This window comes from Nocardia vinacea (assembly GCF_035920345.1).
GTDB classification, from domain to species: domain Bacteria; phylum Actinomycetota; class Actinomycetes; order Mycobacteriales; family Mycobacteriaceae; genus Nocardia; species Nocardia vinacea_A.
Genome location: NZ_CP109149.1, coordinates 7,882,325 through 7,902,750 on the forward strand (window position 1 = coordinate 7,882,325; position 20,426 = coordinate 7,902,750).

At 65.6% G+C, this 20,426-nt stretch carries 11 protein-coding genes; 4 read left to right on the top strand and 7 right to left on the bottom strand.

The genetic code is table 11. From position 1 onward, the window contains the following. Positions 1-50: 50 nt before the first annotated feature. A complete protein-coding gene (locus OIE68_RS35880) occupies positions 51-14,294 on the top strand; it encodes a non-ribosomal peptide synthetase (RefSeq protein ID WP_327095374.1) in 14,244 nt (4,747 codons plus the stop codon). Between the two features lie 356 nt (positions 14,295-14,650). On the opposite strand, the gene OIE68_RS35885 is transcribed toward OIE68_RS35880, so the two are convergent. Then, the gene (locus OIE68_RS35885; RefSeq protein ID WP_327095375.1) at positions 14,651-15,526 is read right to left on the bottom strand and encodes an endonuclease domain-containing protein; all 876 of its coding nucleotides are present in this window, start codon (positions 15,524-15,526) and stop codon (positions 14,651-14,653) included. A gap of 696 nt (positions 15,527-16,222) precedes the next feature. Between OIE68_RS35885 and OIE68_RS35890 the strand changes: the two genes are divergently transcribed. After that, positions 16,223-17,101, top strand: coding sequence for a DUF6585 family protein (locus OIE68_RS35890; protein ID WP_327095376.1), 879 nt, complete (start codon positions 16,223-16,225; stop codon positions 17,099-17,101). 45 nt (positions 17,102-17,146) lie between these two features. Here the strand turns inward: OIE68_RS35890 and OIE68_RS35895 are convergent, their stop codons facing one another. The 6 genes from OIE68_RS35895 to OIE68_RS35920 form a co-directional block, all read right to left on the bottom strand. Further along, on the bottom strand, positions 17,147-17,293 hold the full coding sequence (locus OIE68_RS35895) for a DUF397 domain-containing protein (RefSeq protein ID WP_327101945.1): 147 nt from the start codon (positions 17,291-17,293) through the stop codon (positions 17,147-17,149). A 101-nt stretch (positions 17,294-17,394) separates the two neighbouring features. Beyond that, entirely contained in the window at positions 17,395-17,532 is a 138-nt protein-coding gene (locus OIE68_RS35900; protein WP_419150612.1) for a DUF397 domain-containing protein, read from the bottom strand. A gap of 27 nt (positions 17,533-17,559) precedes the next feature. Then, positions 17,560-17,769 (bottom strand): DUF397 domain-containing protein, encoded by a 210-nt coding sequence (locus OIE68_RS35905; RefSeq protein WP_327095377.1) that lies wholly within the window; start codon positions 17,767-17,769, stop codon positions 17,560-17,562. A gap of 36 nt (positions 17,770-17,805) precedes the next feature. Then, complete coding sequence (locus OIE68_RS35910; protein ID WP_327095378.1) at positions 17,806-18,018, bottom strand: DUF397 domain-containing protein; 213 nt, start codon at positions 18,016-18,018, stop codon at positions 17,806-17,808. Between the two features lie 36 nt (positions 18,019-18,054). Continuing rightward, positions 18,055-18,267: a DUF397 domain-containing protein gene (locus OIE68_RS35915; protein ID WP_327095379.1), complete on the bottom strand. Its 213-nt coding sequence runs from the start codon at positions 18,265-18,267 to the stop codon at positions 18,055-18,057. Beyond that, positions 18,264-19,154 (bottom strand): helix-turn-helix transcriptional regulator, encoded by an 891-nt coding sequence (locus OIE68_RS35920; protein WP_327095380.1) that lies wholly within the window; start codon positions 19,152-19,154, stop codon positions 18,264-18,266. Before OIE68_RS35920 ends, OIE68_RS35915 begins: the two co-directional genes overlap by 4 nt. A gap of 164 nt (positions 19,155-19,318) precedes the next feature. Here OIE68_RS35920 and OIE68_RS35925 point away from each other — a divergent pair, with 164 nt between their 5' ends. After that, positions 19,319-19,720, top strand: coding sequence for a hypothetical protein (locus OIE68_RS35925; protein WP_327095381.1), 402 nt, complete (start codon positions 19,319-19,321; stop codon positions 19,718-19,720). Positions 19,721-19,916: 196 nt separating this feature from the next. Further along, the gene (locus OIE68_RS35930) at positions 19,917-20,186 is read left to right on the top strand and encodes a hypothetical protein (RefSeq protein ID WP_327095382.1); all 270 of its coding nucleotides are present in this window, start codon (positions 19,917-19,919) and stop codon (positions 20,184-20,186) included. The last annotated feature ends 240 nt before the right edge of the window (positions 20,187-20,426 follow it).

Genomic DNA, 20,426 nt, shown 5'->3' on the forward strand with positions numbered 1-20,426 from the left:
TTCGAAGGTGTGTTGGCATTCGCGCACGGTGCGCGACAGGGGTTCGGCGCATGACGCGGCCGAATCGCGAGCGGCCCAACCGGACTCGACGCCCGCGGATCAAGACCCTGCCGCAATTGCTCACCACCGCCGTCGAGGCCAATCCGGCCGGACCCGCGGTCGTCTTCGCGGATGCCACAGCGACATTGGCGCAGTCGAGTTATGCCGAACTCGATGATCGCTCGAACCGCTTGGCGCGCTTGCTGATCGAGCGTGGTATCGGGCCGGAGGATTTGGTCGCGGTCGGTATTCCGCGGTCGGTGGAATCGATTGTCGCGGTGTGGGCGATCGCCAAGGCCGGTGCCGGATTCGTGCCCGTCGACCCGAACTATCCCGCCGATCGCATCGCGCACATGCTGTCGGATTCCGGTGCGGCACTCGGCCTCACCGTCGCGGCGGTGGACCTGCCCGACGGCCCGGAATGGCTCGCCATCGATACCTCGGACATCGCGGCATATTCGGCGGAACCGATCACCTACACGGATCGAATCCGGCAATTGCGCGCCGAGCATCCGGCCTATGTCATCTACACCTCCGGATCGACCGGAACACCGAAAGGTGTGGTCGTCACCCAGGCCGGGTTGTCGAATTTCTGTGATGAGCAGCGCGAACGCTATGCGCTGACCGCCGATTCGCGCACACTGCATTTCGCTTCGCCCTCTTTCGACGCGTCGGTATTGGAATTGCTGCTTGCGCTGAGCCGGGGCGCGACCATGGTGGTCGCCGCACCGACGGTGTACGGCGGCGCGGAGCTGGCCGCGCTGCTGCGCCGGGAGCGGGTGACCCACGCCTTCATCACCCCGGCCGCGCTCGCCTCGCTGCCCGCCGACGGGCTGGACGAATTGCGCGTCGTGGTCGCGGGCGGTGAGGCCTGCCCGCCGGAGTTGGTGCAGCGCTGGGCAGTACCGATCGCGGATGGCCGCACCCGGGAATTCTTCAATGGATACGGTCCGACCGAGACCACGATCATGACGAATATCAGCGCACCGCTGGCGCCGGGCGAACCGGTGACCATTGGTGGGCCGATCCGCGGGATCACCGAATATGTGCTGGATGAGGAGCTCGCGCCGGTGCCGGGCCGGGTCGTCGGCGAACTCTATATTTCCGGTGCGCAGGTGGCTCGCGGCTATCACGAACGACCGGGACTGACCGCCGCTCGGTTCGTGGCCGATCCGTTCGGTGAGCCGGGTTCGCGGCTCTATCGCACCGGCGATCTGGTGCGCTGGACCGCGGAGCGGGAGCTGGAATACCTGGGCCGCAACGATTTCCAGGTGAAGATTCGTGGCTTCCGGATCGAACTCGGTGAGATCGATGCGGTGCTCGCCGCGCACGACGGCGTCGATTTCGTGGTCACCATCGGTCATGAACAGGACAGCGGTGCGACGATTCTGGTGTCGTATGTGCGTGCTGTCGATGGGGTCGGCATCGATACCGCGGAATTGACCGAGTTGGCCGCGCGCAAACTGCCCGCCCATATGGTGCCGAGCGCCGTTATGGTGCTCGATGAGATCCCGCTGACCCCGGTCGGCAAGTTGGATCGGCGGGCGCTGCCCGCACCGCAGTTGCGTACCAAGACTTTCCGCGCGCCGTCGGGTGCGACCGAGCCGGTAGTCGCCGAACTCTTCGCCGACGTTCTCGCGCTCGATATGCCGGTCGGTGCCGATGACGACTTCTTCGAGCTCGGCGGCAACTCGCTGATCGGCACCCAGTTGATGGCGCGCCTCGGTGCGGCGCTGGATGCCAGAATTCCGGTGCGTCTGCTTTTCGAGACGCCTACCGTGACTGGACTGGCCGCCGCGGTGGCGCACCACGCGGGTGCGGGTGACCGCAAGGCATTGGTCGCCGGTCCGCGTCCGGAGGCGATTCCGCTGTCGCTGGCGCAGCAGCGGATGTGGTTCCTGAACCGGTTCGATACCGGATCGGCGGCCTACAACATTCCGATCGCGGTGCGTTTGAGCGGTGCGTTGGATGTGGCCGCGCTGCAGGCCGCGGTCGCGGATCTGGTTGCGCGACACGAGGTCCTGCGGACGGTATATCCCGACACCGATGCCGGTCCGGTGCAGCTCATCCTGCCCGCTGACCAATCGGTGCCCGAGTTGACGGTCCGGACGGTTGCGGCCGAGCAGCTCGAATCCGCTGTGCGCGAACTACTTTCGACCACATTCGATGTGACCGCCGAGGTGCCGCTGCGGGTCGGCTTGTTCGAGGTCGATAACGCGCCTACCGAATTCGTATTGGCGCTGGTGGTGCACCATATCGCCGGTGACGGCACCTCGATGGGGCCGTTGACGCGAGATCTGATGACCGCCTATGCCGCACGGTCGGCCGGTTCCGTGCCCGGCTGGACACCGCTGCCGGTGCAATACGCGGATTACAGCATCTGGCAGCGCGAGCTGCTGGGTAGTGAGGACGATCCGGAGTCTTTGGCGGCCGGACAGATTGCCTACTGGCGGGACGCACTCGCGGAGCTGCCCGATCAGCTGAATCTGCCGACGGATCGGCCACGGCCCCCGGTGCAGTCCTTCGCGGGTGGCAAGGTTCCGGTGCACATCGATGCCGAAACCCACCGTGCGCTGGTCGAATTGGCGCGCGCCGAAGGCGCGACGCTGTTCATGGTCGTGCACGCGGCATTGGCGGTACTGCTGGCCAGGTTGTCGGGCACCGATGACATTGCCGTCGGTACACCCATGGCCGGTCGCGGTGAGGCGGCGCTGGACGAGCTGATCGGCATGTTCGTCAATACCCTGGTGTTCCGGACCCGGGTCGATGAATCCGCACCGTTCACCGAACTGCTCGCCCAGCAGCGTGAGACCGATCTCGGGGCCTTCGCCAATGCCGATATGCCGTTCGAACGACTCGTCGAGGTGTTGAATCCGGTTCGCTCGACCGCGCGGCATCCGCTGTTCCAGGTGGGATTGTCGTTCCAGAATCTGGCCGCGACGAGTCTGGAGCTGCCCGGACTGACCGTCGCGGCGGTGGACTTCGATGCCGCGGTATCGCAGTTCGATCTGCACTGGATCATCGGCGATCACTACGACGAGACGGGTCGGCCCGCCGGTATCAGCGGTGCCGTCACCTATGCGCACGATCTGTTCGACGAGCGGACGGTCCAGGGCTTCGTAGCTCGGTTCGCGCGCTTGCTCGGTGAGATCGCCGCCGCGCCACGCACCGTCGTCGGTGAGCTGGAGCTGCTCGACGCTGTGGAATGGACCGAGCTGGTCTCCGGTCGCAATGCGACCGACCATGCGGTGGATGCGTCGGCGACGCTGGTGTCGCTCCTGGATGCGACCGTGGCCGCCACACCGGGCGGGGTGGCGCTGATGGGCGCGGACGGCGAACCGGTGACCTATTCCGAGCTGGATGCCCGAGTGAACCGTCTTGCGCGGCATTTGATTTCGCGGGGTGTCGGTCCCGAGTCGCGGGTGGTGCTCGCCTTCCGCCGGTCGGTGGATCTGGTCGTCGCGATGTACGCGGTGGCCAAGGCCGGTGCCGCGTACGTGCCGGTGGATCCGGACCAGGCCGTCGCGCGCACCGACTACATTCTGGGTACCGCGGCACCGGTCTGCGTATTGACCAATGCGGCAGCGGGTTTCGATACCGAGCTGGCTCCCGTCGTGCGACTGGACCGGCTCGACCTCGGTTGGCTTGCCGAGACACCGATCACTGATGGCGAGCGGGTAAGGCCGCTGCGCGCGGCGAATACCGCGTACCTGATCTTCACGTCGGGTTCGACGGGGCGGCCGAAGGGTGTCGCGGTGTCGCATGCCGCGATCGTCAACCAATTGCTGTGGAAGACCAGTGAATTCGTGCTCGGACCAGGCGATGCGGTGCTGTTGAAGACGGCGGCCACCTTCGATCTGTCGGTGTGGGAGTTCTGGTCGGCGGCCGTCTTCGGCGGACGGTTGGTGCTGGCGCACTCGGACGGGCATCGCGATCCGGATTATCTGAACGATCTGATGGCGCGGGAGTCGGTGACCACCCTGCATGTGGTGCCGTCGATGCTGGACGCACTGTTGACCGGTCGGTTGCCGTTCACCTTGCGGCGAGTGCTGGTCATCGGTGAGGCGTTGCCCGCAGGGCTGGCACAGCGATTCCGGGACACCTATCCGCAGAAGGAACTGTTCAACCTGTACGGCCCGACCGAGGCGGCGGTGTCGATCACCAGCCATCGGGTGACCGATGCGGATACCGTCTCGGTGTCGATCGGTGCTCCGGAGTGGAACAGCCGTGTCTACGTGCTGGATTCGCGGTTGCGTCCGGTGCCGGTGGGTGTTTCGGGTGAGTTGTATCTGGCCGGTGCGCAATTGGCGCGTGGCTACTTCGGCCGGGTCGATCTGACCGCGGAGCGGTTCGTGGCCGATCCGTTCGAATCCGGCGCCCGGATGTACCGCACCGGTGACCTCGTGGCTTGGAATGCGCACGGTCAGTTGGAGTATCGCGGTCGCTCCGACTTCCAGGTGAAGATCCGTGGTTTCCGGATCGAGTTGGGTGAGATCGAGGCGGCATTGGACGCGTTGCCGGAGATCGCGCAGGCGGCGGTGATCGCGGATACAGATCAGCGGAGCGGTGAACGGATCGTCGCGTATCTGGTGGGCGTCGATATCGATGTGGCACAGGTGAAGTCGGCGCTGGCCGGCGTGCTGCCGTCCTATATGGTGCCTGCCGCCTATGTGGTCCTGGCCGCGCTGCCGCGCACGGTAAACGGCAAACTGGATCGAAAGGCATTGCCCGCGCCCGAGTTCGAGACGCAGGTCTTCCGTGCGCCGTCGACGCCGATCGAGGAGATCGTCGCCCGGGTATTCGCGGATGTTCTCGGGGTGGATCGGGTCGGGATAGATGACGACTTTTTCGCGCTCGGCGGGAATTCGCTGATCGCAACTCAGGTGGCGGCGCGCCTGGGTGCCGCGCTGGATACGCAGGTGCCGGTGCGGGTGTTGTTCGAGGCGACCACCGTCGCCGCACTGGCGGTGCGGGTAGAGCATCGGGTGGGTTCCGGTCGGCGGCCGCTACCGGCCGCGAGTACGCGACCGGATCGGGTGCCATTGTCGCTGGCACAGCAGCGAATGTGGTTCCTCAACCAGTTCGATACCGCATCGGCCGCGTACAACGTGCCGGTCGCGGTGCGACTGTCCGGTGCACTGGATATCGATGCACTGCGATCGGCGGTCGCCGATGTGGTGGCCAGGCACGAGGTGCTGCGCACCGTGTACCCGTCTCGGGACGGTGTCGCGTATCAGGTGATTCTGCCTGTGGGACAGGCGGTTCCGGATCTGGCGGTCGTCGATATCACTGTTGGTGAGCTGCGGGATCGAATCGTCGAGCTGGTCGGTGCCGGATTCGATGTCACCGCCGAAGTGCCGGTGCGTGCCGAATTGCTGCGTTGCGACGGCGACTACGTGCTGGTGCTCGTGGCCCATCACATCAGCGCCGATGGCTGGTCCATGGGTCCGCTGACCCGTGACCTGATGCTGGCCTATGTCGCACGCACCGGCGGATCCGCGCCGATGTGGACGCCATTGCCGGTGCAATACGCCGACTTCGCGCTGTGGCAGCGGGCCGCACTCGGTTCGGAATCGGATCCGGATTCGCTTGCCGGACAGCAGGTGTCGTATTGGCGACAGGCCCTGGCCGAGCTGCCGGATGAGCTGAATCTGCCGTCGGATCGGATTCGGCCCGCCGTCCCGTCGTTCGCCGGCGGTCGGTGCGATATCCCGATCGATGCGCAGTTGCACGCCGCGCTGGTGCGATTGGCCCGCGAGCACAATGCGACCTTGTTCATGGTGGTCCACGCCGCGCTCGCGGTATTGCTGGCGCGCTTGTCGGGCACCGACGATATCGCAATCGGAACGCCGGTCGCCGGGCGCGGCGAGGCCGAACTCGACGATGTCATCGGCATGTTCGTGAATACGCTCGTGCTGCGCACCGAGGTATCGGCCGGCAGCACCTTCGCCGAGCTGCTGGCCCACGCCAAGGATGTGGATCTACAGGCCTTCGCACATGCGGATATTCCGTTCGAGCGTTTGGTGGATCTGCTCGAACCGGAACGGTCGACGGCACGGCATCCGCTGTTCCAGGTAGCGCTCTCGTTCGAGAACCTGCCGGACAGCTCGTTCGAGCTGCCCGGATTGCACGTCGCCCCAGTGGATTTCGATCTCATTACCGAGAAATTCGACCTGTCGCTGGCGATTCGCGAATCCGCTTCGGGCATGTTCGCCGCGTTCACCTATGCGCGCGACCTTTTCGATGACGCGACGGTGCGCGTCTTCGCGGATCGGTTCGTGCGACTGCTCACCGCGATCGTCACGAATGCGGAAACACCGGTGGGTGATCTGCCGCTGCTGGCCGAATCCGAGGTCGAATTCCTGACCCGGGTGCAGCCGGATCATGTGATGGCGGGTGGGCTGCTGCCCGATCTGCTGTTGCGTGGGCTGCGCCACGGTGCGGACCGTGTTGCGGTCAGGTATGCGGGCCGGTCGATCAGCTACCGCGAACTCGACCGGTACTCGTCGCGGTTGGCCCGGGTTCTGATCGAGCGTGGTGTCGGGCCGGAAAGCCTTGTTGCGCTGGCCTTGCCGCGCTCCTATGAGATGGTCGCCGCGGTGCTGGCCGTCGCGAAGGCCGGTGGCGCACATGTGCCGATCGATCCGAACCATCCGCTGGAACGGGTCCGGTACCTCCTGACCGATTCGGCCGCGGTCGTCGGACTGACCGCTGCCGAATACGTCAAAGACCTCCCCGATGACGTGCAGTGGCTCGCGCTCAACGATTCCACGACGGAAGCGTTGTGCGCCAACCGATCCGCCGCGCCGATCACTGATGCGGACCGGATCGTTCCGCTGCGTCTGCACCACGTGGCCTACGTCATATACACCTCTGGCTCGACCGGTATGCCCAAGGGTGTCACCGTGACCCACGCCGGACTCGGCGGCCTGCTCGAGCATGCGATCGAGCTGTACCGGCTCGAGCCGACGCGTCGATTCCTGCATATCTGCGCGCCGAGCTTCGACCCGTCGGTGCTGGAATGGCTGTGCGCCTTCTCGGTCGGCGCGACACTGGTGATCGTGCCGTCCACCGTGCCGGGTGGGCCAGAACTCGGTGAGCTGCTGCGCGCCGAACGGGTGACGCACGCGATCATCACCCCGGCGGTCCTCGGCACGGTGGACCCGACCGGCCTCGACGACCTCGAAATGCTCTCCGTTGGTGGCGATGTCACCACGCCGGAACTGCTGGCCAAGTGGCAGCCCGGTCGCAGGTACTACAACGGCTACGGCCCGACCGAGACCACCATTATTTCGTCATATGCGGAATTGACTGCGGGACAGCATATTACGGTCGGCTCACCCGTGCACGGCATGTCCGCACTGGTGCTGGACGCGCGGCTGAATCCGGTACCGCCCGGGGTGACGGGTGAGCTATATCTGGCGGGCGGTGCGCTGGCCCGCGGTTACCGCAACCGAGCCGGGCTGTCCGCGGAGCGTTTCATCGCCAACCGGTGGGGTGAGCCGGGTGCCCGGATGTATCGCACCGGCGACCTGGTCCGCTGGTATGCGACTTCGGCAGGGGCACGGGAGCTGGATTATGTGGGCCGTAGCGACTTCCAGGTGAAGGTTCGCGGCTTCCGTGTCGAATTGGGTGAGATCGATGCGGTGCTCGGCGGCCACGAGGATGTCGAATTCGCGGTGACCCTCGGTCGCGAAACGGCCGCTGGCGCAACGGTGCTGGTGTCGTATGTGCTTGCGGTGGCGGACCGTGTTGTCGACGCGGACCGACTCACGGAATTCGCGGCGCGAGTACTGCCTTCGCATATGGTGCCCTCGGCCGTCGTAGTCCTCGACGAGGTGCCGCTGACCACCAATGGCAAGCTCGACCGCAACGCGCTGCCCGAGCCGCGGTTCACCGCCACGGTGTCGCGGGCACCCTCCGGCCCCTTGGAATCGCGGATCGCCGAACTGTTCGCGCAGGTCCTCGGCGTGCGGCTGGTGGGAGCCGATGACTCCTTCTTCGCCATCGGCGGCGACAGCATCGTCTCGATCCAGTTGGTATCGCGGGCCAAGGCGGCCGGAATCGGCTTCACCCCGCGCGATGTCTTCGAGCAGAAGACCGTCGCCGGATTGGCCAGGGTCGCGGTGCTCGGTACGGATCCCGCGCCGGTGGTGCTGGCCGAGTTGCCAGGTGGCGGTGTCGGCGATATCCCGCTCACCCCGGTGCTCGCGGGCTTCCTCGACAACGGTTCGTTCGGCCGATTCGCACAGACACTGGTGCTCGCGCTGCCGGAGGGCATCGATCGCACCGGACTTGCCGCCACGCTGACCGCCGTACTCGACCACCACGACATGTTGCGCGCGCGGGTATGGCAGGTCGACGGCCGGTGGTGGCAGCAGGTCGCCGCGCCGGGCACCCTCGACGCGTCGGCGCTGTTGTCCGAGGAGGACGTGCCCGATGCGGCCGAGCTCAACCGAATCGGCAACGCCGCCATGGCTTCCGCGCTGGCGGCACTCGACCCGGCCGCGGGTCGGATGGTCGCATTCAGTTGGCTGCGCAGGTCGAATGCGCGCGATCTGCTGGTCGTCGCGGCGCACCACTATGTGATCGATGGCGTTTCGTGGCGGATTCTGATCCCGGACCTCATCACCGCATGGGCTCAGCGTTCCGCCGGGATGGCCGTTGCGTTGCCGCCGGTCGGAACATCATTCCGGCGTTGGGCGCACGGTCTGGTGGAGGCGGCGGGCTCGCCGTCGCGGATGGCGGAGCTCGACTACTGGCGCACCGTGCTGGCCACACCGGATCCGTTGCTCGGTGCGCGTGCGCTCGATCCCGCCGTCGATACCCATGCGACGGTGCGGCAGTTGACGGTCGAGGTGCCGGTCGATGTCGCCGATGCGGTGCTGACCACGGTGCCCGCGCTGTACCGGGGTGGTGTCAACGACGGTCTGCTCGCCGCGCTGGCCATGGCGGTGCGGACCTGGCGGGCGCGCCGCGGGATCGACGCCACGGTGACCAGGATTCGACTCGAGGGCCACGGCCGCGAGGAAGCGACCGTGCCCGGCGCCGATCTGACCCGCACGATCGGCTGGTTCACCAGCGTGTACCCGGTGGCGCTCGATCTCAGCGACGTTGCCGAGGAAACCGCGGCCGTGCTGCGGTCGGTGAAGGAGCAATTGCTCGCGGTTCCGGATCGGGGCATCGGCTTCGGCGTACTGCGCCAACTGAATTCGGGTACCGCCGGTGCGCTGGCCGGTGATATCGGGCAGATCGGCTTCAACTATCTGGGTCGGGTATCTACCGGCGGTGCACCGGAGTTGACCGATCCGGCCTGGCTCCCGTCCGGCGATCTGGGTGACCTCGAGGACGGCCAGGATCCGGCGCTGCCCGCGTCGGCCGTGGTCGATATCAATGCGATCGTCGTCGATACCGATGCCGGGCCGCGGATGGATGTGGTGTTCAAGTACGCCGGTGAAATCCTCGACGCGGCGGAGGTACAGGAACTGGCCGACGACTGGCTCATCGCGCTGACGGCAGTAGCCAGGCACGTAGCGAACCCGGACGCCGGTGGTCTCACACCATCTGATGTGCCGCTCGTATCGACCACCCAGCACGAACTCGACACCTGGCGGGCGAACTACCCGGGCCTGGCCGAGGTACTGCCGCTGTCGCCGCTGCAAACCGGCCTGCTGTTCCTCATGGAAATGCTGGCGGAGTCGGTGGACCCCTACGTCATTCAGGTGGCGGTCGAACTCTCGGGCGAATTCGAACTCGAGCGTTTGCGCCGCGCCGCACAAGCGGTACTGGACCGGCACGCGAATCTTCGCAGCGCCTTCACTTTCGGCGCGAACGGCAAACCGGTGCAGCTCATTGCCGACGGCGTCCGGGTGCCGTGGCGCGTGGTCCCCGAGGTGCCCGACGCCGACCTGCCCGATCTGCTCGCCGCCGACCAGCGCACCGGATTCGATTCCGCGCTGGCACCGCTGCTGCGATTCACGGTGTACCGCACCGTATCCGGGCGCACGCACCTCGTGCTGACAGCGCATCACATCCTGCTCGACGGGTGGTCGATGCCGCTGCTGATGAAGGACCTGCTGATCCTCTACGCGACCAGGAGCGATGCCGCGCTGCTGCCTGGGTTGCGGCCGTACCGCGACTATCTGGCGTGGCTGTCGCGACAGGACCGCGAAGCCACATTGCGTGCGTGGGAAACCGCGCTGACCAAGGTCGCGCCGACGCTGCTCGCACCCGCGCTGGTGCGACCCGCGGTGCCGGAGAATGGATTCAGCAGGTCTGCATTCGAACTGTCGGCGACCGAGACAGTCGCGCTGACGTCCTTCGCCGCGGCGACCGAGGTCACCGTCAATACGGTGCTGCAGGCGGCGTGGGGCGTGGTCGTCGCCGGTATTACCGACCGCGACGATGTCGTCTTCGGCGTCACCGTTTCGGGACGTCCACCGCAGCTCGACGGCGTCGACGCGATGGTTGGCCTGTTCGTGAACACGATCCCGGTGCGCGTCCGATTCGATTCGCAGACAACGGTTTCGCAGTTGCTCACCGAACTGCAAGGCGAGCAGGCAGCGCTGCTGGAACATCACTATCTCGGGCTGGCCGATGTCCAAGCGATTGCGGGTGGCAGCGAGTTGTTCGACACGCTGTTGGCCTACGAGTCGTATCCGATCGACGCCGATGGCCTGCGGCAGGCGGGCAGCGCCGTCGACGGGTTGGTGGTCAGTGGCGTGAGCTCGGTCGACTACACCCACTATCCGGTTACCGTCCGGGCTGAACTGGGTGCTGAGCTCCGGGTGGAGGTGCTGTATCGCAGCGACACCGTCGCGGATACGGCGGCGCAGGCGCTGACCCAGCGGTTGCGCACTGTGCTCGGCGAATTCGTCACTGCGGATTCGGTTGCGGCTGTGCGCGACGGTGTGGGCCCCGATGTACTCACTCAGGTTCGATACTGGCGCACCACGCTTGCGGGCCTGCCGGATGAGTTGACGTTGCCGATGGATCGTCCGCGTTCGACCGTGCCCTCATACATCGGTGGGCAGGTCGCGCTGCAAATCGGCGTGCACCTGCACCACGAACTGCGTCGGCTCGCCGAGACCAGGAATACCTCGGTATTCGTAGTGGCGCATGCGGCCTTCGCGGTGCTGTTGGCGCGGCTTTCCGGCACGACCGATATCGCAATCGGGACGCCGGCCTCGGGGACGACCGTGGTGCTACGCACCGAATACGACCCGAACGCGACCTTCGACGAACTACTCGCCGAGGTCGGCCCGGTCGACGCCGCCGCATTCGCGCACGCCGATGTGCCGTTCGCGCAACTCGTCGAGATACTCGACCCCGTCCAGGTGACCGGCAGGCATCCGCTGTTCCAGGTCGCGATGGGCAACACGGCCGCGACGGATCCGGTCACGGTTGACCTACGGCTTTCGCTGAACGAGCGGATCGGCCCGCGCGGTGAAACCCAGGGAGTGCGGGCGGAATTCGCCTATGCGACAGACCTGTTCGACGCCGCGACCGCACAGCGCTTCGCCGATCGGTTCGCCCGCATCCTCACCGCGGTCGTCGCCGATACCGCGGTGACCGTCGGCGATATCGAGCTGCTCGGACCGGATGAACGCACCAGGGTGCTGCGCGAATGGAATTCGCGTGGTGCGTGGGTGCCCGCCGCGACACTGCCCGAACTGATCGCCGATCAGGCCCGGCGCAGGCCCGATGCGGTGGCGGTCCGTTTCGGCGATACCGCACTGAGTTTCGCGGAGCTGCGGCGGCGGGCGAACCGGGTGGCCAGGGCGCTCATTGCCGCCGGTGCCGGACCGGAATCGCTGGTGGCCGTCGCGGTTCCGCGTACCGAAGAGCTACCGGTCGCGCTGCTCGGTGTGCTCACCGCGGGTGCGGCGTACCTGCCGATCGATATCACCTATCCGGCGCAGCGGCTAGCCTTCGTGCTGTCGGATGCGGTTCCGGTCTGTGTGCTCACCACTGCGGAGCAGCGGGCCGATGTGCCGGTCGGCGAGCTGCCGGTGATATTGCTCGAAGAGACAACCGAATTCGACGATCACGCCGTCAGCGATGCCGACCGAATCGCTCCGCTGTTGCCCGATCACCTTGCCTACGTCATCTACACCTCGGGTTCGACGGGTGTGCCGAAGGGCGTGGGCGTCGCGCATCGCAATGTGGTCGAGCTGTGCGCGAATACCCAGCCGCTGTTCGGGTTCGACGAGACCGATGTGTGGACGCTGTTCCACTCCTTCGCCTTCGACTTCTCGGTGTGGGAGCTGTGGTGCGCACTGGCTACCGGCGGCTCGGTGGTCGTTGTCGACTACGCGACCTCTCGGGCACCGGAACTGTTCCGCCAGTTGCTGATTCGCGAACAGGTCACCGTGCTGAACCAGACGCCGTCAGCCTTCTACCAGCTCATCGAGGCCGATCGGGCGGCAGCCGATTCCGACGGCGAATTCGCGCTGCGACATGTCGTATTCGGTGGCGAGGCACTGGATCTGCGTCAGTTGCGGCGCTGGTATGAGCGCCATGACGCGGATGCGCCGCGCCTGGTCAATATGTACGGCATTACCGAAACCACGGTGCACGTTTCGTTCCTGGCGCTGGACAAGCAGATCGCGGACAGCCCGGAAAGCCTGATCGGACGTGCGCTGCCCGGCTTGGCGGGCTATGTGCTCGATGAGCGCTTGCACCCGGTGCCGGTCGGAACACCGGGTGAGATCTACATAGCCGGAGCCCAGCTGTCCAGGGGATACCTCGGCAGGCCGGGACTGGCCGCGATCCGGTTCGTCGCGAATCCCTTCGGAGCACCGGGATCTCGCATGTACCGCACCGGCGACCTCGGACGCTGGGGCCGGACCGGACTCGCCTACGCCGGGCGCAGTGATCAGCAAGTTCAGTTGCGCGGCTTCCGAATCGAACTCGGCGAGATCGAATCCGCGCTGCTGCGCTGCCCGGGCGTGAGCCAGGCGGTGGTGCTGGTCCGCTCGACCGAACGTCTCGGTGATCAGATCGTCGGCTATGTGGTGCCTGCGGCCGGTGCCGGCATCGATCCCGATGAGCTGCGCATCCAGGTAGCCGAATTCCTCACCGGCTATATGGTTCCGGCCGCCATCGTGGTGCTCGATGTGATGCCACTGACGCCGAACGGCAAGTTGGACCGGCGCGCGCTACCCGAACCCGCATTCGAGGCACGGCAGTACCGCGCACCGGCCACACCGATCGAGGAAACCGTCGCCGCCGCCTTCGCGGAGGTGCTCGACCTCGACCGATTCGGTATGGACGACAACTTCTTCGAGCGCGGCGGCAATTCATTGATCGCCACGAAGCTGACCGCGCGGCTGAGTTCGGTGCTCGGCGAGAAGATTCCGGTGATGCGGGTGTTCACCGCACCGACACCGTCGGACTTCCTGGCCGAGCTGGCCCGCCGGGCGGGCGGGCAGGTCGAGGGCGAGGCGGCGTTCGATGTGGTGCTGCCGCTGCGTGCGACGGGCACCGCCGAACCGCTGTTCTGCATTCATCCGGTCTCCGGTATCGCGTGGTCGTTCGCTGGGCTGGCCGCCTACCTCGATTCCGACCGGCCGATCTACGGCATCCAAGCGCCGACACTCGCCGCACCGGCGGTGCTGCCGGACACGATCGAGGAGTGGGCCGCGATCTATGTCGATGCGATCCGTTCGGTCCAGCCGAAGGGGCCGTATCACCTGATCGGCTGGTCGATGGGCGGTGTCTTCGCCCACGAGATCGCCGTGCAGCTGCAGCGGGCCGGACAGCGAGTGGCCACGCTCGCGGCGATGGACAGTTATATGGCCGATCCACCCGACGAACGCGCGCAGGGCGCGGGCTCACCCGTGCCGGTGGCCGAGCTGATCGGCGGCCTGCTCGGCGAACAGGCCGGTGACCTGGGCTTCGCTGCCGATGTGGACTTGGCACAACTCGCTGAGCGGCTGGTCGAACTGCCGGAGCCGTTCGCCTCCTTCGGCTCCGACCGATTCACCCGGGTGCTGGATACGGCCGTACATTCGGTCGTCCTGCGCAATGCCTATCAGCCCGTTCGCTTCCACGGCGACGTCATCTATTTCACTGCGGGCCTCGACGATCCGACTGGGTCGATCGGGGCGTCGATTTGGGCCGAGGTTGTCGACGGTGCGGTGGACAATCGTGCGGTGCCGACCACTCACTGGCGGATGACGGCCGCCGACGGGCTCGCCGAAATCGGCAAGGTGTTGACCTCGGTTTGGCGCGAAACCCATAGCGAGGATTGATCTTCGGGGGCGCACGCTTACTGGGTGTGCGCACCTGGTTGCGGTGGCCGCACACCCAGTAGCGGGTGTGCGGCCTGCGTGGGGTTGGGTTTGGGTTGTTGGGCTGCGGTGGGGTCCTGTTGTTCTGCACCGACTTCCGGGGTATGCCGTACCCGGATGGGGTGGTGGTCCGTGGTTTTGCTGGTGCTAGGGGCGTCGTGTGGCGTACCCGGCTTACCTTCCGCGGTCAGGTGGGCTGGCTTGCGGCTTCCAGCGTGGGCGACTGGCTGTAGTTGCGTTCGGGGGATGGGGGATCAAGATCAGGTGGCACTGGTTGCGGGGGCTTCTCGCGGTTTGCCGCCCTGGTTTCCACGTGATCATTTGTCCAGTCGAGCGCCCTGGGTGGTGAGGGCGGTGCGGACGCGGTCGAGGATTATGTGGGGGCGGTGGTGGAGGAGGGGGGCGTTGAGGCGGATTACGCGCCAGCCCAGGGCTTCGATGCGGGCTATGCGGTCGATGTCCTTGGTGCGCTGGGTGGGGTCGGTCCAGTGTTGGGCGCCGTCGTATTCGACGGCCACCTGCCACTTCCGCCAACCGAGGTCGACGCGCGCGACGAATTCGCCGTAGTGATCACGGATCACCAATTGTGTTGTGGGGCGCGGTAAGCCGTCGTCTATCAGTAGCAACCGTGTGTGGCTCTCGGGTGGGGATTCGGCGCCTGGATCTACGACGGCGAGCGTTGTCCGCAAGCGGTTGAGTGCGCGTGCGCCCGGATGTTTCGATGCCAAGATCGCGACTTCACCGGGTTCGAGTCCGGTGGCGGCGCAGAGTGCGTCCAGAATCGGTACGGCCCGCTCGCGCGGCAGGCGCCGACCGAGGTCGAATGCCGTGCGCGCCGGTGTTGTGACCGTGAACCCGTCGACCTCGCAGCACTCGCTGGGCTCGACAACGGAGCGAACGGCACGAATCCCGCAGGGCGGGCGGCAGTGTCCGCCCCTGGCGATTTCCGCGGGTTGATCGGCATCGAGCCAGCGGGTGCCGTGCATGGCGGCCGCCGAGCAGCCGATCAGAACACCGTCGCCTTTCGCCCAATGCGCCGCGGCGCGGGCTCGGCCTCGCGCGTCGAGCGAGCAACCTCGGCGCACATAGACATCCGGGAACACCCGCACAAAGTTGTGCCGCAACTCCCAGCGCGTGACCAGCCCCGCCGCCACCGCCCACGACCCCACAAACGGCTCATCCAATACCCCCATCCCCGCACTATGCCCATCCCCACCGACAACTCCACCGAGCCCAAGGTGGAACCTCTGCGAGCCCACGGCGATCAAGATCAGGTGGAACTGGTGGCGGCGGCTTCTCGCGGTTTGCCGCCCTGGTTTCCACGTGATCATTTGTCCAGGTCGGCATGTGGCTGGGACAAGGGGTGGGTGGGGGTTGTGTTCGGGGGGGCTGCGGTGGGTCCTGTTGTTCTGCACTGACTTCCGGGGGGTGCTGGACTCGGATGGTTTGGCGGTCCGTGGTTTTGGTGGTGCGGTGCCAACCATCCACTGGGGCATGGCGGCCGCCGACGGACTCGCCGAAGTCGGAAAGGTGTTGACCGAGGTGTGGTGGGAAAGCGGCAGCGCCAATTGAGTTTCGGGGGCGCGTGCTTATTTCGTGTGTGCGCTCGTTGTGGTGGCCGCACACCCCGATATGGGGCGCGCGGCCCTACATCGGGGTGTGTGGGGCGCGACTCTTGGGCTGCGGTCGATGACGGTGCCGGGCTGAGGGCGTGGGTGTCGCGATGGGTTGGTTGGCTGCGATGCGGGTGGTGATGGCGTCGGCCGAACTCGGTGCGGCGACGGACTTGTCCAACTACGATGGCAGCGCGAAGCCGCCAGGGCGGCAAGGAAATTCCGAGGGAGGGCACCTAGATGTCGGTGGCCGGGATTGTTATTGTCGCCGTTCTCATGCTCCCAGTACTCGGCCTGCTGGCACTGCCGTTTCTTCTGCGGCAGAACCGTGCCATCGCGAAACTCGAAGGCGGGGTTGCGGACGTCGCCGCCAAGGCCCGGCTCGGCGCCGAACGTGGCCGATACCGCGCCAGTGTCGTGCAGATCGTCGCGAGTCTGTGGAAGGCGGCGCTCGCCGGTGCCGCGGCGGTAGCGGTCTACGTGCTGTTCTTCGGTTTGGACGCCGGGAAGGATCTCGGGGTCATTCGCTGGGTGCTCAGCATCCCGCTGGCGTTGCTGCTCACGATTCTCAGCCTGTACGCGCTGTATGTCGCGATCACCGCAGCGGGCACCCGAATCCATCTCTTCGACAACGGGCTCGTACATCTGCATCCGACCAAGAACGCCCACGCGATCCGCTGGGAAGACGCGGAGCTTTACGGCGGGGTCGGGCGGCACGTCAAGACGTGTGGCCCTCGACTCGACCGGTCGATCCGGCTCGGCCCCGAGATCAAGGTTCGCCACCCCGACGACGGCGCGGAACTGGAAGTCACCGATGATTCGATCAACCATGGCACCGAGCTGTTTTCAACGATTCAGGACAACGTGGCCCGGGTACGAATGCCGACCATGTTGCACGATATCGCCGAAGGTCGTCGTATCGAGTTCGGGCCATACGTCGTCGACCGGCACGGAGTGACCGCCGAGGACGAGACGGTGCGTTGGCCCGACGTATTGGGTCTCGTGTACGCGAGCACGATGGGCGTGGGCGGTGTGGGGCTGGCCCACTCGGGACCCGAAGCATTGGGAGTGACGTTCGACACCGACATACCCAACCTGGCGCTGTTGGTCACCCTCGTGGAAACGTTGCGAACCAACGCTACGCCCGCTGGTTGAGCTTGCGATCGCGTAGTTAAGGCGTCCTATTCGGTGGGGTGAAGATCAGTGCAGGGCCGGTTGGGTTTTGGAGTTGCGGACCCCAAAGTGACCGGCTTCGAGCCAGGCGACTTCGACGCAGTCGTTGGCCGGACCGCTGCGCGATGACTTGAACCACTGCGCGTCGGTCAGGTTGATGGTCGCCGGGCGTATCTCCTGGCGTCAGCTTGGTGGAGGCGGCTACGCGGTGGGCCGATGGAACTCGCCGTTGTGCATGTCGGTGGTGAAGGCGTCCCACCCGCTTGGTGTGAAGATCAGTGCGGGGCCGGTTGGGTTTTGGAGTGGCGGACACCGACGTGACCGGCTTCGAGCCAGGCGACTTCGACACACTCATCGGCAGAACCGCTGCGCGACGACTTGAACCACTGCGCGTTGGTCAGGTTGATGGGCACGGGTCGTATCTTCTCTTGGGGGCTGGGCTACGCGCCTGGGTTGAACTCGCCGTTGTGCACGTCGGTGGTGAAGGCGTCCCATTCGCTTGGTGTGAAGATCAGTGCGGGGCCGGTGGGGTTTTTGGAGTCGCGGACACCGACGTGGCCGGATTCGAGCCAGGCGATTTCGATGCACTCCCTGCCTGAAGTACTGCGCGATGACTTGAACCACTGCGCGTTGGTCAGGTTGATGGTCATGGGGCGTGTCTCCTTGCGTCAGTTTGGTGGAGGCGGCTATGCGGTAGGCCGATGGAACTCGCCGTTGTGCATGTCGGTGGTGAAGGCGTCCCATTCGCGCGGTGTGAAGATCAGTGTGGGGCCGGTGGGGTTTTTGGAGTCGCGGACACCGACGTGGCCGGATTCGAGCCAGACGATTTCGACGCACTCCCTGCATGAAGTACTGCGCGATGACTTGAACCACTGCGCGTTGGTCAGGTTGATGGTCACGGGGCGTATCTCCTTGCGTCAGCTTGGTGGAGGCGGCTATGCGGTAGGCCGATGGAACTCGCCGTTGTGCATGTCGGTGGTGAAGGCGTCCCACTCGCTTGGTGTGAAGATCAGTGCGGGGCCGGTTGGGTTTTTGGAGTCGCGGACTCCGACGTGGCCGGCTTCGAGCCAGGCGACTTCGACACACTCACCGGCCGAACCGCTGCGCGACGACTTGAACCATTCTGCGTCGGTTAGGTCGATGGTCACGGGTCGTATCTCCTTGCTACCTGCCTGAGCAGGTCCCTCGATGCTTGCTCGTCCAGTGTGGCGCAACGGATGTCGTCGTCGATCTCGCGGTAGCGTTCCACATCGGCTTGGTCCTCGAAGAACATCGTTCCGATTGTGTGTTCGGTGTAGACGACCGGAGGCTCCGTCCCGAAACTTCGACTGTCTGCCGGGAAATCGAGGATGATGTACGGCAAGACCGGAGTCGCGTTGCCCGGAAGTCCGGCCGCGAACGGCAATATCCGCAAGGTGATATTCGGTCGGGTGCTCATGTCGGCCATATGCCTCAGTTGCGCGGCCATGATTTCGCGCGAGCCGATAACTGTATGCAGAACGCACTCATGCAGGATGAAGTCGGCCGCTATCGGGTTATGTTGCCGAGTCAGAATCGCGGTTCGTCGCAATCGCACTTCTACTCGGCGTTCGAGATCTGCTGGTGTGTCACCCGGTAGAAATGGTCGCTCGATGGCTCGGGCATAGTCGATCAACTGAAGCAGTCCGGGCACGATTATTGGTTGATAGACGGTCAGCCGGGATGCGCCGGATTCGAGCCCCAGATATGTGCCATATCCCGACCGCATCAAGTGGCGAAACCCCTGCCACCAAGACTTCGTAGCGGTCTCCTGCGCAAGGGATTTCAATTCCTCGAGTCGTTGCTCATCGAGGCCATAGATGCGGCCGTACCCCTCGACGTCGCGCAGTTTGATCTTGTCGTTGTGCCCCTTTTCGACTCGTATTACCGAGGTCTTGCCGATCTCCATCTCGCGCGCCGCCTGCTCTAGCGTGAACCCGGCTCCCTCGCGGGCCTCTCGCAGCGCGCGGCCGAGTTGCCGACGCGGCAGCGTCGAGTCCGGTTGATCCTCCCTCACCATTGCTCCCCTTTCCCCTGCTTGGTCCGAAACGGCCCAGGTCGCAGTCCGATTCGGACTTATCCCATATGTCGACCGGTCCGAAATCTGGGAGGATGGCCAACTTTGGGCAGACTGTCCGTTTCGGCCCTGCTGAGGCCGTGTGGCGGGAGCAACATAACCACATGGTCGAGCAACACGGAAGCCTCAACGTGCCGAAACGCCCTGGCTGCGAAGACATTCGGTCTCCAGACGTCGGGGGTGCGAAGCGATTGCGCCCCCTACTCGTCACCGTGCCGCCGCTGTGCGATGCCGTGGACGTGACGCTCGCGCACGGGCTGTGGCAACGGCACCGCGCGTGCCGTATCAACCGGTGTGTGTGGAAGGCGGCGGCGTATCAGACGCTCGTGCTCGCTGGACGGCTGGTCCCGCAGTCGATGAGCCCGCGTGAACGCGCCGCCGCCAGGGGGATCGAATACCCGAGAGCGTCCGAAAGCGACGCGCCACTGCCCGGCGGGCACTCGCCGGGGATGCTACGTGAGGTGTTGGACAGGCTCGAGGCTCTGGCTTGCGATCCGCAGGGGTAGGGCATGGGTGAGCATCGCACCGAGGTGGACGGCTGGTTGGCCGAGTGGCGGATAGACCACCACCACATTCGAATGCTGCTGGTACGCAATGGGTCCGAGCAACCCTTGTTTTCGTGCACGGCGGCTTCGGCCCCGGATCTGGCGCAGATGCGAGAGCGATTTCCGGAGCTTTCGCGGTTGTGGGATGCGATTCGACATGAGTACTGGGCGGAATTCACTCCGCCTCCGAGAAATTCACGAGGGCGGTTCGTCTAGTGGACGACGACAGGCGGCTTCGGCCGGTGCCGACCGAGCCCACGGCGGTGCGGATTCGGGGCAACTCACGGCACGAGCCGGACGTGCGGGATATCGGCTCGAACGGGCTTCCGGGGTGCCCTATGACTGGATGCTTCTCGACGCCGAAGACGGCGCGAATACCTATTCGGCCGCGGACCTCGACCAGATCGAGCGGTGGCTCAACGAATGAGATGAGGGTGGGTGCTTCAATGGGGAATCCGCGTCGGCGATGTTCATCTGCTATGTGACGTAGTTCACTGAGGCTGGGTGCGTCGCAACATCTACCGTCTGAGACCGATACACAGCTGTCGCGTCTGCGCCGTCTGAGGCGGAGGCGTATCAGTGCATGTTCAAGGCTTATATGATGACTCGGACTGGTTTGGCCCCCGGCGCACGATGCCCTTTTGCGGGGTCGGGGGCAGGTCTTAGC